General features: G+C 75.4%; 13 protein-coding genes. 5 read left to right on the forward strand and 8 right to left on the reverse strand.

From position 1 onward, the window contains the following. Positions 1-12: 12 nt before the first annotated feature. The 3 genes from GXP71_RS15980 to GXP71_RS15990 all read right to left on the reverse strand — a co-directional run bounded on the left by GXP71_RS15980 (position 13) and on the right by GXP71_RS15990 (position 3,212). The gene (locus GXP71_RS15980; RefSeq protein WP_162353451.1) at positions 13-1,395 is read right to left on the reverse strand and encodes a family 43 glycosylhydrolase; all 1,383 of its coding nucleotides are present in this window, start codon (positions 1,393-1,395) and stop codon (positions 13-15) included. 205 nt (positions 1,396-1,600) lie between these two features. Beyond that, positions 1,601-1,975 (reverse strand): zf-TFIIB domain-containing protein, encoded by a 375-nt coding sequence (locus GXP71_RS15985; protein ID WP_162353452.1) that lies wholly within the window; start codon positions 1,973-1,975, stop codon positions 1,601-1,603. A gap of 70 nt (positions 1,976-2,045) precedes the next feature. Beyond that, the gene (locus GXP71_RS15990) at positions 2,046-3,212 is read right to left on the reverse strand and encodes a pyridoxal phosphate-dependent aminotransferase (RefSeq protein WP_162353453.1); all 1,167 of its coding nucleotides are present in this window, start codon (positions 3,210-3,212) and stop codon (positions 2,046-2,048) included. A gap of 114 nt (positions 3,213-3,326) precedes the next feature. Between GXP71_RS15990 and GXP71_RS15995 the strand changes: the two genes are divergently transcribed. Then, positions 3,327-4,322 (forward strand): magnesium and cobalt transport protein CorA, encoded by a 996-nt coding sequence (locus GXP71_RS15995; protein WP_162353454.1) that lies wholly within the window; start codon positions 3,327-3,329, stop codon positions 4,320-4,322. A gap of 64 nt (positions 4,323-4,386) precedes the next feature. Here GXP71_RS15995 and GXP71_RS16000 read toward each other — a convergent pair whose 3' ends face one another. The 3 genes from GXP71_RS16000 to GXP71_RS16010 form a co-directional block, all read right to left on the reverse strand. Continuing rightward, positions 4,387-4,905 carry a low molecular weight protein-tyrosine-phosphatase gene (locus GXP71_RS16000; RefSeq protein WP_162354407.1) on the reverse strand — a complete coding sequence of 173 codons (519 nt, stop codon included), beginning with the start codon at positions 4,903-4,905 and terminating at the stop codon, positions 4,387-4,389. Between the two features lie 61 nt (positions 4,906-4,966). After that, positions 4,967-5,989, reverse strand: a complete 1,023-nt coding sequence (locus tag GXP71_RS16005) for a PQQ-binding-like beta-propeller repeat protein (RefSeq protein WP_162353455.1) — start codon at positions 5,987-5,989, stop codon at positions 4,967-4,969. Between the two features lie 11 nt (positions 5,990-6,000). Continuing rightward, positions 6,001-8,997 carry a hypothetical protein gene (locus tag GXP71_RS16010; protein ID WP_162350972.1) on the reverse strand — a complete coding sequence of 999 codons (2,997 nt, stop codon included), beginning with the start codon at positions 8,995-8,997 and terminating at the stop codon, positions 6,001-6,003. A gap of 201 nt (positions 8,998-9,198) precedes the next feature. Here GXP71_RS16010 and GXP71_RS20430 point away from each other — a divergent pair, with 201 nt between their 5' ends. Continuing rightward, positions 9,199-9,381, forward strand: a complete 183-nt coding sequence (locus GXP71_RS20430; protein WP_238402458.1) for a DUF418 domain-containing protein — start codon at positions 9,199-9,201, stop codon at positions 9,379-9,381. 154 nt (positions 9,382-9,535) lie between these two features. Here the strand turns inward: GXP71_RS20430 and GXP71_RS16020 are convergent, their stop codons facing one another. Continuing rightward, a complete protein-coding gene (locus GXP71_RS16020; protein WP_162353456.1) occupies positions 9,536-9,841 on the reverse strand; it encodes a DUF1905 domain-containing protein in 306 nt (101 codons plus the stop codon). A gap of 531 nt (positions 9,842-10,372) precedes the next feature. Here GXP71_RS16020 and GXP71_RS16025 point away from each other — a divergent pair. The 3 genes from GXP71_RS16025 (at position 10,373) to GXP71_RS16035 (ending at position 13,245) form a co-directional block, all read left to right on the forward strand. Next, a complete protein-coding gene (locus GXP71_RS16025; protein WP_124342734.1) occupies positions 10,373-11,065 on the forward strand; it encodes a PadR family transcriptional regulator in 693 nt (230 codons plus the stop codon). A 204-nt stretch (positions 11,066-11,269) separates the two neighbouring features. Next, positions 11,270-12,424 carry an ABC transporter ATP-binding protein gene (locus tag GXP71_RS16030; RefSeq protein WP_162353457.1) on the forward strand — a complete coding sequence of 385 codons (1,155 nt, stop codon included), beginning with the start codon at positions 11,270-11,272 and terminating at the stop codon, positions 12,422-12,424. Continuing rightward, positions 12,421-13,245, forward strand: a complete 825-nt coding sequence (locus tag GXP71_RS16035; protein WP_162353458.1) for an ABC transporter permease — start codon at positions 12,421-12,423, stop codon at positions 13,243-13,245. The genes GXP71_RS16030 and GXP71_RS16035 overlap by 4 nt, the downstream gene beginning before the upstream one ends. Positions 13,246-13,618: 373 nt before the next feature. Here the strand turns inward: GXP71_RS16035 and GXP71_RS16040 are convergent, their stop codons facing one another. Continuing rightward, positions 13,619-14,278: a hypothetical protein gene (locus tag GXP71_RS16040; RefSeq protein WP_162353459.1), complete on the reverse strand. Its 660-nt coding sequence runs from the start codon at positions 14,276-14,278 to the stop codon at positions 13,619-13,621. Positions 14,279-14,281 lie beyond the last annotated feature (3 nt).

Consider the following 14,281-nt stretch of genomic DNA (forward strand, 5'->3'; position numbering starts at 1 on the left):
GGGTCGGCGTCCTCAGCGCACGTAGGGCCAGCCCGCGGCGTCCCAGCCGAGCAGGTTGATGCCCAGCCGGGAGTCCCCCGCGTCGGTGTACCAGTGGTAGAAGAGCACGTCACCGTCGCCGTCGCGCAGCGTCGCGCTGTGTCCGGGGCCGTGCACCGACCCGTGCCCGGCGAGGATCTCCGTGCCGCCGCCGCTCGTCATCGCGACGCCCGCGCGGTCGACGTACGGACCGGTGATCGACGTCGAGCGGCCCACCGCGACCCGGTAGGTGCTCTGCGCGCCCCGGCAGCACGCGTCGAACGACACGAACAGGTAGTAGTAGCCGTCGCGGTAGAGGATGTCCGGCGCCTCGATGCCCGCGCTGCGCGTCGCGAGCGAGTGGATCGCGGTGCCGGACCGCAGGCCCGTGGACGGGTCGATCGCGATCAGCTTGATCCCGGACCAGAACGACCCGAGGCTCAGCCACGGCCGCCCCTGGGCGTCGATGACGAGGTCAGGGTCGATCGCGTTGTAGCCGCTGCTGCTCGTCGTGCTGAGGACCAGGCCGCGGTTGGTCCACGTCCCGGCGTCACCGGTGGGGCTCGTCGCGAGGTAGATCCCGGAGTTCTGGCTGCCGAACGTCGACGCCGAGTAGTACAGCCAGTACTGCCCGTTCCGGTACGACAGGTCGGGCGCCCACAGGTCGCCGGTCGTGTGCGCCGCGGTCCACGGGGTGCCGTTCGGGAAGGCGGCACCGGCGTCGGTCCAGGCGGTGCGGTCGCGGGACGTCGTGAGCGGGATGCCGCGGCCCGTCGTGGCGACCAGGTACGAGCCGTCGGGGCGCTTGACGACGGTCGGGTCGTGCGCCCAGCTCGCACCCGTGACGACGCCGGGGTTCGGGTAGGTCGTGCCGCCGCCGGACACGCTCGTCCACCGCTGGTTGTCGCGGCCGTTGCACGTCCACAGCGAGACTGCCGTGCCGTTGGCGGTGCGGTTGCTCGTGACGTCGACGCACAGGCCGGACTGCTGGGCGCGCAGCGAACCGTTCGCGCCCCAGGCGAACTTCTGGTTGGCGCCGCCGGTGCAGGTCCACGAGACGAGGGCGGTGCCGGCGGTCGTGCCCCAGTCGAGGGCGTCGAGGCAGCGCGTGCCGTCGAACGTGCGGAGCTCGCCCGCGGACGTCAGCGTCCAGCCCTGCCCGGGGACACCGTTGCAGTCCCAGATCTGGATCGCCGCGCCGGGGGTCGTGCTGTTGCCGGCGACGTCGAGGCACCGTCCTGATGCGGCCGACCGGAGCGCGGGCGCCGCGGCCTGCGCCGGCAAGGCGGCCACGAGACCGCCACCGAGGAGCGCGACCGAAGCGGCGAGCGACAGGAGGCGGCGTGCGCGCGCACGACGCCGGAGGGAGAAGGGCATGGAGGTCCTTCCGCGGGTGGGAGTCAGCTAGCGATGTGATCGCTAACGTCCCGGCCCACGGCGGGCCTCACAAGCAGGTGAATCGCTTCATCGGCGTCCTGTTCTCCAACGATGCACGCGCCTTCGGCGTGGTCGTCCCCGGACGGGGACCGCCCGCCCCGGCTCGGCGCGCACGCCGGCCGGGACGCAGCAGGGCCGAGTCGCCTCAGAAGTCGAAGAGGTCCTCCAACCAGGAGTCCTTCTTCTTCTTGCGGTAGCGCGGGTCGCCCGAGTACCGGGGATCGCCGCCGGAGCGCGGGTCGTAGCCGCGACGGTCGTCGTACCCCCGACGGTCGTCGTAGCCGCCGCGGTCGTCGTAGCGGCGCTCGTCGTAGGGCGCCCGGGGGTCGGCGGGCGGGCGCGGGTCGGCCGGACGGGCACCCCCGACGCCGAGGCCCGGGTCGGGCGCGGCGGCGCGCTCGAGGATCTTGTCGAGCTCACCGCGGTCCAGCCAGATGCCGCGGCACGTCGGGCAGTAGTCGATCTCCACCCCCTGCCGCTCGGACATCACGAGCTCGGCCTGGTCGACGGGGCAGCGCATGGTCGGTCCTCCCGGGTTCGGCGGTCGACGGGTCAACGTGCGGCCCGTCCCGATCGTGCCCGCGCGTGCGTCAGGCCGCGAGCGTCGCCTGCCACCGCACGATGCGGTCCACGGCCTCGCGCACCACGTCCGGCGACGACGCGAACGACAGCCGCACGAACCGGTGCCCGTCGACGGGGTCGAAGTCGGTGCCGGGCGTCAGCGCCACGCCGGCCTCGTCGAGCAGCCGCGCGCACCACGTGACCGAGTCGAGGCCGGTCGAGGACACGTCGGCGTACAGGTAGAACGCGCCGTCGGCGGGAGCGACGTGCGTCCAGCCGAGCTCGGGCAGGCGCTCGAGCAGCAAGGTCCGCGACGCGGCGTACCGCTCGACGTTGGCCCGCGCGGCCGCGTACCCGTCGGGGCTGAACGCGGCGACACCGGCGTGCTGCGCGAGCGCGGGCGGGCACAGCGCGACGTTCCCCGCGAGCGCGTCGACGGGTGCGACGAGGTCGTCGGGCAGGACCAGCCAGCCGAGCCGCCAGCCCGTCATCGCCCAGTACTTCGAGAACGAGTTCACGACGACCGCGCCCGTGTCGAGGTACTGCGCCGCGGTCGCGACCTGCGCGTCGGCGTCGTAGGTGATGCCGTGGTAGATCTCGTCGCTCACCAGCCGCACGCCGTGCTCCGCGCACCACGCGGCGAGGTCCGCGAGCGCCGACGCCCCGACCATCGTGCCCGTCGGGTTGGCGGGACTCGCGACGACGAGCCCGTCGAGCGGGCCGGCCGCCTCCAGGTGCGCGACCGTCGGCTGGAACCGCGACGCCGGCCCGCACGGCAGCTCGACGACCTCGCAGCCCAGTGCGCGCAGGATGTTCGCGTACGCGGGGTACCCGGGGCGGGCGAGCGCGACGCGGTCGCCGACGTCGAACGCCGCGAGGAACGCGAGCATGAAGCCGCCCGACGAGCCCGTCGTGACCGCGATGCGCGCGGGGTCGACGTCGACGCCGTACCAGGTGCGGTAGTGCGTGGCGATCGCCGCGCGCAGGCCCGGGGCGCCGAGCGCCTCGGTGTAGCCGAGGTCGCCGCTGGTCAGGAGCTCGACGGCGCGCTGCCGCACGACCTCCGACGCACCCGTCGACGGCTCGCCCGCGCACAGGTTGAGCACGTCGACCCCCGCGGCGCGGCGCGCGTTCGCGGCAGCGAGGATCTCCATGACGGCGAACGGCGGCACGTGCGCACGGGATGCGACCTTCACCCGCCCTATCCTGCCGTGCGGCCCACCCGGCCGCGGCGCCACCGACGCCGCCCGGACGCCCGTGGGCGGACGCACCGGGTCGACGGGCCCGGGCGACGAGAGGAGCATCAGAAGGTGATCGTCGACTGCGCGCTCTACACCCGCGGGGTCCGGCAGCACCGGCTCGACGACGTGTTCGCCGCCGCGCAGGAGGCGGAGCACGAGGACGGCTTCGTGTGGATCGGCCTCGTCGACCCGTCGGCGGACGAGTTCGACGCCCTCGCCGAGGGGTTCTCGCTGCCCGAGCTCGCGATCGAGGACGCGATCCGCGCGCACCAGCGGCCCAAGCTCGAGCGGTACGGCGACCTCACGTTCGCCATCGTCAAGCCCGTCCGGTACGTCGACCACGCCGAGGTCGTCGACGTCAGCGAGCTCGCCGTGTTCGTGGGGCACCGGTTCGTCGTCGTCGTCCGGCACGGCGACTCGCGCATCCCGTCGCGCGCGCGCCAGACGCTCGAGGGGGACGCGGAGACGATGGCGCTCGGCCCGTGGGCCGTCCTGCACCGGCTGCTCGACCTCACCGTCGACCAGTACCTGGAGGTCGCGCGGGCCGTCGACGTCGACCTCGACGAGATCGAGGACCAGGTGTTCGGGTCCGTGCCCGGCGAGGACCACGCCGAGCGGATCTACCGGCTGAAGTCCGAGGTGCAGCAGTTCCGGCGGGCCGTGGTGCCGCTCGTCGGGCCCGTGCACCGGCTCGCGTCGGGCCAGGTCCCGGGCATCCCCGGCGACCTCCAGGAGTACTTCCGCGACGTCGAGGACCACACGCTGCGCGTCGCCGACTCGATCGAGGCCGCCGACACCCTGCTGACCGGGGTGCTCCAGGCGGACCTCGCGCAGGTCACCGTCGCGCAGTCACGCGTGAGCGTCCAGCAGAACGCCGACATGCGGAAGATCTCCGCGTGGGCGGCGATCGGGCTCGTGCCGACCGCCATCGCGGGCATCTACGGCATGAACGTGCGGAACCTGCCGATCGCCGACACCGCGTTCGGCTTCTGGGCGGTGCTCGTCGTCATCGCCGGGTCGTGCGTCCTGCTGCACCGCGCGTTCCGCCGCAACCGCTGGCTGTAGCGCCCAGTGCTCCGGACGGCCGCGACGGTCGGGCGAGGGACCGGCGGTCGCGGAGGGCGGCGCGTCAGGCCGTCGGGGCCCCGTCGCGGGCGGCGAGCGCCGCGCGCACGTGCGCGACGACCCCGTCGGCCGCCGCCTCGACCTCGGCGAGGCACGTCTCGAAGTTCTCCGGCCCCCCGTACCAGGGGTCGTCGACGTCGAGCACGTGCTCGGGCTGACCGGGCGCGACGACCGGCGCGGCCGGGTCGAACGCGCGGTACATGACGACGCGGTCCGCGACGTCCCCCGACCCGGCGAGGCGCCGCAGGGCCCGCGCGTGCTGCGCGGTCATCGCGAGCACGAGGTCCCGGGCCGGCAGGTCGGTCGCGCGGACCTGCCGCGCACGGTGCCCCTCCCCGACCGGGTAGCCGTGGGCGGCGAGCACGTCGCGCGCCCGGCGGTCGACCGGGCGGCCGTGCTCCTCGTCGCTGATGCCGCTCGAGTCGACGACGACCTGGTCGCCCAGGCCGGCGGCGTCGAGGCGGTCGCGGAGCACGATCTCCGCCATGGGCGAGCGGCAGATGTTGCCGGTGCAGACGGTCATCACGCGGTACGGCTCGGTCACCGCACCATCCTGCCGCACCCTGCCCCGAGCACCGCGGTGCTCAGGGCACCGCGGCGGCGACCAGGCCGTCGTCCCGCAGCAGGTGGACGGCACCGTCGCCGACGTGCGGCGGCGCGCACGCGCGGGCGCCCGTGTCGAGGACCTGACCGTCCCGCGCGTCGAGCACCACGACCCCGGCGCCGGTCGTCACGACGACGACGCCCGCCGCGCCGCTGACGTCGAACACCGGGCCGTCGCCGACCGGTGCCTCCCAGACGACCTCACCGGTCCGGACCGCGAACGCCACGACCCGCGCCCCTCCGTCGCCAGGTCCCCCACGGCCCGCGACGACCACGTCGCCGGCGAGCGCCGCGCAGTCCGCCGACACCGGCGCCGACCAGCGCGCCTCGAGGCCGACCGGGTCGAGCACACGCAGGACGTGACCGCCACCGGCCGCGGCGCACACCGTCGCGACCGCGTCGCCGGACGCCTCGAGCGGCCACACGTCGTCGTCGGCGCGTGCCGTGCAGCGCCCCGTCGCGACGTCGACCTCGAACAGGCCGGGGGTCGCCGCGCCGAAACGGTGCATCGCGAGCAGCCGGCCCGGGCCGAGCGTGACGAGCCCGAGCGGGAGCCACGGGAGCGGCAGCGTCGCGACGTCCGGCGCACCCGCGGAGGCGCCCGCACCGGCGCCCGCGTCGAGGGCGAGCAGCAGCGCGTGGCCGGTGGGGGTGGCGCCCGTGACGAGCAGCCGCTCACCCTCGACGACCGCGCACGACGTCGCGTCGAGCACCGGCAGGACGCGGTGCCACGCGGCGTACCCGTCCTCGACACCCACGACCTCGGTCAGCCCGTCCTCGACGTGCGCCACGTCCGTGACGAGGCCGCGCGGGGTCGGCAGGAACCAGCGTCCGTCGTCCGACGGGTGGTGCAGGTCGACGGCCCACCGGGCGTCGCCGGTCACGGCGTCGACCGCCGCCACCGTCCCCCCGGCCCGCACCGTGACCGTGCGGTCGCGGAGCAGCGGCCGGTGCCGCGGCAGGTAGAACCCCGCGCCGACCTCCGCGTGCCACAGCGTCCGCACGTGCGCCCTCCTCACGGCACCGGGACGAACGTGCCGTCGGCCGCGAACCGGCCGAGCTGCACGCGCCCGTTGCTGGACAGGATGCCCGCGCCGTAGTCGAACGTCAGCGCGGCCGAGTTCTGGATCGACGACGGCGCGAGCGTGACGCCGTCCCCGATCGGGATGCCCTCGATGAGCGTGTGCAGACGGTCGTGCAGCAGCGGCTCGATGTCGACGAGCCGGCGGTGGTCGCCGCCGAGGTAGAGCGGGATGAGGTGGTGCAGGTCGCCCGACGCCGGGGCGCCCGACGCCGTCTCGAACGCGAGCCTGTAGTTGTACGCGCGCAGCTGGTCGGTGCCGCGCACGACGACGATCTCGTGCGCGAGGAGGGCGTCGACGGACTGCGTCGCCTCGACGAGCGGGTCCGGGTGGGTCCGCAGCGCCTCGGCGAGGATCTGCCGCAGCTCGTACTGCTGCGCCCCGGTGACGACCTCCTGCAGCCGGCGGCGGGTGGTCGCGACACCGCGCAGCGGCACGACGGTCGCGTCGGCGAATCGGCCCACGAGCGCCGCGAACCCGCGCTTGAGGTCGTCGCTCCACGACGCGACGAGCGCCGCACCCTCTTCGCGCCGCGACAGCGCACCCGTCGCGATCTTCCACCCTGACCCCTCGCGCACGAGGGTGAGCGCCGGCTCCTTCGAGTCGGCGAACCGGGTGAGCAGGAACGGCGGGTCCCCCGCCGGGTTGCGCCGGTAGTAGTACGCCGACGGGTCCTTCACGAGCGCGTTGCCCTCGAGCGGCGGGACCGCGCCGGACCGGATCGCGTTGCGCGTCTCCTCGCCCGCGGCGGCGACGAACCCCGAGCCCTTCTCGGCGGCCATGCGCTCGACCGCGGCGGAGTGCTCGACGAGCTCCGACTCGAGGAACCGGACCTCGCGGCGCAGCACGTCCTCCTCGGCGGTGCCGATGGCGCGCCCGAGCGCGGACCGCCGCGCCGCGATGATGTCGGGCAGCTTCATGACCTCGAAGAACGACTCGTACGCCTGCGAGCCCGCGGTGAACGGGTTGACGCCCGGCGCGGGGAAGCCGGCGAGCGAGCGCACCTTGTCGACGAGCTCGCGGATCTTGCCGACGAGCCCGTCGTAGCGGCGCACCATGGTGACGACCTGCCCGTGCGCGAGGATCTCGCCGACCGTCGCCTCCGCGCCGACGACCATCCCCTGCACGGACACGCGTCCCGCGTCGTCGACCAGGATGTCCACCCGGATCTCGCGCGGCGCCAGCGACGCGTTGACCTCGATGGTCGTGCCGACGCGTCGCGACAGCCCGGGCCGCAGCGCCTCCGTGAGCACCTCGCCCGCGTCGGCGATGCCCGCGGCGCGGCGCAGGTCCGCGGCGAGCCGCTGGTCGCCCTTCGCGAGCGCGGTGACGCCCACCTCGAGCGTGCCGTTGGCGGCCTTCACCGCCTTGAGCGCGGTCACGACCTGCGCGGCGTCGGCGACGACACCCACCCACGCGACGACGAGCCAGCCCCAGGACCGCGCCTCCTCGGGCGACAGCAGCGACTGCGCCGGGTCGAGGTCGGTGTTCGACGCCGCGTGCTCGGCGAAGAACGCCTCCGTCTGGGAGATCGCGTCCGCGACCCCGAGGCCGAACGCGCCCGCCGCGAGCGCGACGCCGACCGGCCCGGTCGCGAACGCCGCGCCGATGCCGAACGCGAGCGTGAACAGCGTCAGGACCGTCTCGGCGATCGACGTCTGGTTCGCCGCGACGAGGTTCTCGACCTGCTTGCGCGCCTCGGGGTCGGAGATGCCGAGGCCGGCGATCGTCGAGTCGACGACCGAGCGGATCTTCCACAGGTTGACCGACCCGTCGTGGATGTTGTTGCGGGTCGTGTCGATGTCCTCGAGGACCTGCAGCGCGTCCGCGCCGAGCTGCGCGTTCTGCTCCTCGGGGCTCAGCCTGGCGAACGCCGTGGCGTCGACCCGGGCGAGCGCCGGGTACCGCGCGAGGACCACCCGACGACGGGCCTGCAGCGCCTGGAAGCGCTGGTGGTTCGCCTGGAACTCGGCGTACGACTCCTGCGTGCCGCTCGGGAGCGTCTTCGGGATCGCGGCGATCTCGGCGTCGATGCCCGCGAGGTACTCCGCGGTGCTCCGCATCGTCTGGATCTCCGCCTGCGAGACCGTGCCGGACGCGAACCGACGGTCCACGTCGCGCTGGACCCGCACCCGCGCGGACGCGAGGACCGCGAGCGCGTTGTCGCGCATCGCCGCGCCGAACGCGAGCTCCAGCACCGCGGGCTTCGTGAGGTCGAGGCCCTGCTTGTAGCCCGCGAACGGGTCCGTCGACGCGGTGCCCGCACCCGGCATGAGCGCCTGGTCCGCCATGCGCGTCTTCGCGTCGTCCTTCGTGGTGAACTGCGTCGGCCGCAGCTCGGCGCCGTCCTCCGTGACGATCACCTGCGCGTCCGTGTCGAACCGCACGGCCGTCCACGGCTTCTCCGGGAACCACAGGACGTTCGCGAGCGTGAACGCGCTCAGCAGCGTCTCGCCGCTCGCGTGGTAGGCGACGTACCTGCCGTTCTCCAGGAAGACGGCGCCCGCCGTCCCCGCGGACTTGATCGCCGCCGTCGCCGCGGCCAGCGACTCGTACTGGCCGGGCGTCCAGCCGACGGGCGTGATCGACGCGGGCACGGCGTCGATCGGCGTGACGTGGTGCGCGATCGGCACGGCCCCGACGACGTCGTGCGTCGTGACCGCCGAGTCGGTCCAGCCGGTCCACGTCGCGATGCGCGCGAAGCGGTGCTGCGGCTCCGCTGGGGCCGCGAGCGGGGTCCCTGCACCCGCGGCCGGCGGGGCGGCCGGTGGTGCCGCGGGCGGTGCGGCGGGCACCTGCTGGCGCTGGAGCGTCGGGGCGCCCGCCTCGACGAGGCCGGTCACCGCGTGGTTGCCCGCGAGCGCCTGGAGCGAGAGCAGCGCCTGCGGGGGCGCGCCCGCGGCCGGGGCGACGGTCGGCGTCCGGGGCACGCCGGACGCCCCGTGCGGCGACGTGACGGGCGTCGGCGGCCGTCGGGGTGGCGCGGGGCCGACGTCCGGGGCGGGACGCGCCTGCCTGGCCATGGTCCAGCAGACGCAGAGACCACGCGTACGCGGGACGGCCGTCGGCGCGGGACCGCGGGCAGCGTGCGGTGCCCGATCGGGCGGGGCCTGCCACGTCGCGGGGCCCGGGTGGGCCGACGGGGCCGGCACGGGCTGGTCACCGCCGTCACGGCCGTCGTCGCGCGGTCGCTCACGTGCTGCCTGCTGCAGTCCCTGCTCTTCGCGCCGCTCCTGAGCGACTGGGGGTTCGGCCTCGGCGGCCACCTCTCGACCACCCAGGCGGGCTCCTCGCCGTCGCCGTCTGGCTCGTGACCGTCGGCGTCGCCGTCGCCCTGCAGCGCGCCGGCCGGCAGGGCCCGTTCGAGGTCGCGCTGCGGCGGGTCGCCTGCGGTCGGGCCTGATCAGGGGTGACGCGCGCGACCACCTGCGGGTCGTCGTGCCCGCCGCCGCCCGGCGTCGGTCCGGCTCAGCGGCGACCGGCGCGGTCGACGTCGACCGTCAGGCGGATCGTCACGACGTCGCCGAGCTCGATGCGCTCGGCCGCACGCACCGCGTCGCGCAGCGGCACGAGGTAGCCGCCCTGCCTGGGGAACAGCGACGTCGTCCAGTGCGTCCCGCCGACGTCCACCGCGACCGGGATGACGCCCCAGCCGTAGCTGACCAGCGACGACGCGGCCCGCAGCTCACCCGCCTCCGGCTCCGGCACCGCGACGAAGTGGAAGGGCGCCGGACCCTTCCACCAGAACACCTCGCCGTCGAACTCGAGCTCCACGCGCCCATCCTGCCGAGGTGCGGACCGTCGGCCACCGGAACGGGCGGACGTGCGGTGGAGCGCGGCAGGCCCCGAGCGGGACGCGGTCGGCGGTGCGACGGGCCGGCATCGCGACGGGCTGATGACGCACAGGCCGGTGCCGAGACGACGACGGGTGGCCGTCCAGAGATCCTGGCGGCGCCCCGTGCGGCGTGAGCCCCCGTGCGGCGTGCGCCCCCGTGCGGCGTGCGCCCCGTGCGACGTGCGCCCCGTGCGGCGTGCGCCCCGTGCGGCGTGCGCCCCGTGGGGCGGATCCCGGAGCGTCGACGCCCCGGGCCACCGGCGACCCGGGTCTGGTGACCGGTGGACGGTCCGCTGCGGTCACCAGCGCCGGGTCGCCGGGCGGTCCATGCCCCGGCCTGCGGCCTCGTCGACGGATCAGTGCGGGCGCGATGCCGTCGGGGGTTGAGACGCGATATAGACGCGATATACTCTAGGGCGAGCATTCGGCGGCGAGTAGGTCGCGCGGGCGACCGGCGGGAGGTGGGCGAGATGGCAGGGCGGGGGCGGAGCAACCCGTTGGCGCTGGCCGTGCTCACGCTGCTCTGGGAGCGGCCCATGCACCCGTACGAGATGTCGATGACCCTGCGCGAGCGCCGCAAGGACGAGACCGTGCGTCTCAACTTCGGCTCGCTGTACTCGGTCGTCGAGGGGCTGGAGAAGCGTGGCCTCATCGAGGCCGCGTCGACCGAGCGGGAGGGCAACCGCCCGACGCGCACCGTCTACCGGATCACCGACGCCGGCGCGACGGAGGCCGTCGACTGGCTGAGCGACCTCGTGCGCACGCCCGTCAAGGAGTTCCCGCAGTTCGAGGCCGCGCTGTCGTTCCTCCCGCTGCTCGCGCCCGACGACGTCGCCCGGCTGCTGCGCATGCGTGCCGCGTCGGTGCGCACGACGCTCACGTCGCTCGAGACGACGGTCGACGAGGCCCGTCGGCAAGGGCTCCCCCGGATCTTCGCGCTCGAGGCCGAGTACGAGATCGGGCTGCTGCGTGCCGAGCTCGACTTCGTCGTGGGGCTCGAGGCGTCGATCTCCGACGGCACGCTCGAGCACGTCGACATGTGGCGGTCGCTGCACGCGCGGACCAACGCCGCAGGCCGCATCGACCCGGACGAGCTCGCGGAGGCGGTCGCCGACGCGCTGTCGCCGTTCCTGTCGGGACAGGAGGGCCCACCCGACCGCTGACGGGCGAGGGCGGCCGTCGCGCCGCCGTCGCCACCACGACCCCCGGGGAACCGTCCCCGGGAACGAGGTCGGCCCAGGTGCTGGCACACCCGGGCCGACCGACGACGAACCGACCGAGCCCTGCCGCGAGGCGGGACACCTGTGCGATCCGCTGCACCGACCAGCATAGGTGGCGTCCCGGTCCGACCGAGAAGGAGCACCACCATGCCCATCCGCCCACCGGCGGTGGAGGCGGTCGACCTGGTCAAGACGTACCCCGGCGGCCGTGGCCGCCCGGACGTCCGCGCCCTCGACGGCCTCACGCTCACCGTCCCCGCCGGGACCGTCCACGGGCTGCTCGGCCCGAACGGCGCCGGCAAGTCCACCACCACGAAGATCCTCACGACGCTGTCGCGCGCGACGAGCGGCACGGCCCGCGTCGTCGGGCAGGACGTCGTGGTCGACGCCGACGCGGTCCGCCGCAGCATCGGCTACGTCTCGCAGGGCACGGGCGCCGACCCGCTCCTGACGCCGCGCGAGAACCTCGTCATGGCCGCACGGCTGCGCGGCGCGACGCGGTCCGCCGCGTCCGACCGTGCCACCGCGCTCGTCGACCGGTTCGGCCTCGGAGACGCGGGCGACCGCCGCACGGGTGGCCTGTCAGGCGGGACGCGGCGCAAGCTCGACGTCGCGCTCGGCCTGGTCGACGCTCCGCGCGTGCTGTTCCTCGACGAGCCGACGACGGGCCTCGACCCCGAGGCGCGCGCGTCGATGTGGGACGAGATCCGCCGCCTGGCCGGCGAGGACGCGCTCACCGTCCTCCTCACGACGCACTACCTGGAGGAGGCCGACCGGCTCGCCGACGGGCTCAGCATCGTCGACCGCGGGCGTGTCGTCGTCGCCGGGACGCCCGACGAGCTCAAGGCGACGCTCGTCGGCGACACCCTGACGGTCGACCTCGTCGAGCCCGACGCCGACGCGGTGCGCCACGCGGTCGCCGGCGTGCTCGCGGACGTCGTCGTGCACGTCGAGGGCCCGACGGGCCGGCTCGTCGCCCGCACCCCGGACGGTCCGGCGGTCGTCGGCGCGACCATCGCCGCGCTGCAGGCGGCGGGCATCCGGCACGGCGCCGTCGCGGTCTCCCGGCCGACGCTCGACGACGTCTACCTCCGCTACGCGGGCCGCTCGTGGTCGGACTCGTCGCCGGCCCGCCCGACGGGCTCGTCGACCGACCGCTCGGCGTCGGCTGCGCCGACCCGCACGACCTCCGGCGCGTCGGGCGGTCGCTCGGCGTCCGGCTCGTCAGCCGGCCCGGCCGGGCGCGACACGGACGGGGCCTCCGCCGCCGACGGGCGCGACGCGCGGGAAGTGACCCGATGACCGCCACGCTCACCCCGACGCGCACCGTCGCCACCGTGGCCCGCCGCGCGTCCTGGTTCGCGCAGACCCGCGAGGTGTGCCGACGCTGGGTCGTCGACACCGTCCGGCAGCCGTGGGGCCTGGGCGTCTCGGTGCTGCAGCCGCTCGTGTGGATCGTGCTCTTCGGCAACGTCTTCGAGTCCGTCGCGACCGTGCCCGGGTTCGGCGCCGACGACTACCTGACGTTCCTGGTGCCCGGCATCCTCATGATGACGGTCCTGTACTCGGGCGCCTGGGCGGGCACCGGCTTCATCGACGACATCCGCAGCGGTGTCATGGACCGCCTGCTCACGTCGCCCGTGCACCGGTCCGCGCTCGTCGTCGGGCAGCTCGTGCAGCAGCTGCTGCTCACGGCCGTGCAGGGCGTCATCGTCCTCGCGATCGCGTGGGCGGCCGGCGCCCGGTTCGACGGCGGCGTCGTCGGGCTGGCCGTCGCGCTCGGGGCGTCCCTGCTGCTCGCGGCGTCGTTCTGCTCGCTGTCCGCGGCCGTCGCGCTGCTGGCCCGGGACCAGACGGCGCTCATCGGCATCTCGACGACGATCGTCCTGCCCGCGACGTTCGTCTCGACGGCCCTCATGCCGCCCGCCCTGCTGCCCGCGTGGGTCGAGTCGGCCGCGCGGTTCAACCCGCTCACCTGGGCGACCGAGGTCGCGCGGACCGCGATGTCGACCGACGTCGACTGGACCCTGATCGGCACCCGCTCCGCCCTCCTGGCGGTCCTGGCGGTCGTCGTGGCGGCCTGGTCGGTGGCCGCGATGCGCGCGTACCAGCGCTCGCTCTGACTGACGGCCGGGCTCGGCGCCGCTCGGCCCCGTGAGCCCACGACCCCGTCATGGAGACCCGACACTCCGTCGGAACGGTCCCCGTGACGGGGTCGTGGCGCGCATGCCGCGGCGAGAGCCGGGCCGCGCGCGGACGGAGCGGTCCCCCCGACGGACCCCCGGCCGCGACCCGGTCATGGTGACCGGAAGGCACCGCCGGAGCGGTTCTCATGACCGGGTCGCCCGCGCCGGCGCACGGACGACCGGACGAGTCCGGTGGGCGACCCGCGCCGGCGCACGGACGACCGGACGAGGCCGGTGGGCGACCCGCGTCGTCGCCCGTCCGGCGGTCGCGAGTGCGGCCCGCGCGGGTGCGGCCCTCACGAGCGGGACGTCAGGAGGCGACGGCCGCCAGGACGTGGGCCGAGAGGACTCCCGCGGCGGCGAGCGGACGCGGGTCAGGGCCGGGCAGGGCGCCACCCGCACCGAGGTGCCGGGAGAACGGGACGACGACGAGCGGCACGGCGAGCCCGACGCGGGCGGCGGCGTCGGCGACGGCACGCGTGCCGGGCGCGGCACCGGTGGTCGCGACGGCGGTGACGACGACGCGCGCCAGGTCGTCGGGCCCGCGGGCACCGACGCGCTCGACCGCGCGAGCGGCGTCGACGATCCCGCCCGCATTCGCGCGGCACACGACGACGAGGACGCGCGACGCCCCGGGCTCCGACTCGGCGACGACCGCGGCGTGCGGCCCCCGGTCGTGCACGACGACGGGCGCGGTCGCGGGCACGTCACCGTCGACGCGCGCGACGACCCGCCCGCCCCCGAGCCCTCCGCCGCCGACGACGGCGGCGTGCGACGCGAGCCCGACGGCTCCCGGGTGCGCGAGCGCGAGGACGGACCACACGAGCCCGGCGACGGTCGACGTCCCGACGCCGCCACCGACGCCCGCGACGTGCACGGCACCGGTCGCGGGCAGCGGCCGGCCGAGCGCGGTGAGCACGGTCTCGGGCAGCCCGGCGAGCGCGGCCGGCGGCGGTGCGACGAACGACACGGG

Origin of the sequence: Cellulomonas sp. H30R-01 (assembly GCF_010119915.1) — a bacterium.
In the GTDB taxonomy this organism is placed as follows: Bacteria; Actinomycetota; Actinomycetes; order Actinomycetales; family Cellulomonadaceae; genus Cellulomonas; species Cellulomonas algicola.

Coding starts and splice junctions, on each gene's coding strand:
- GXP71_RS15980 (WP_162353451.1), bottom strand. CDS start 1,395: ATGCCCTTCTCCCTCCGGCGTCGTGCGCGCGCACGCCGCCTCCTGTCG.
- GXP71_RS15985 (WP_162353452.1), bottom strand. CDS start 1,975: ATGCGCTGCCCCGTCGACCAGGCCGAGCTCGTGATGTCCGAGCGGCAG.
- GXP71_RS16000 (WP_162354407.1), bottom strand. CDS start 4,905: ATGACCGTCTGCACCGGCAACATCTGCCGCTCGCCCATGGCGGAGATC.
- GXP71_RS16025 (WP_124342734.1), top strand. CDS start 10,373: ATGGCAGGGCGGGGGCGGAGCAACCCGTTGGCGCTGGCCGTGCTCACG.
- GXP71_RS16030 (WP_162353457.1), top strand. CDS start 11,270: ATGCCCATCCGCCCACCGGCGGTGGAGGCGGTCGACCTGGTCAAGACG.
- GXP71_RS16035 (WP_162353458.1), top strand. CDS start 12,421: ATGACCGCCACGCTCACCCCGACGCGCACCGTCGCCACCGTGGCCCGC.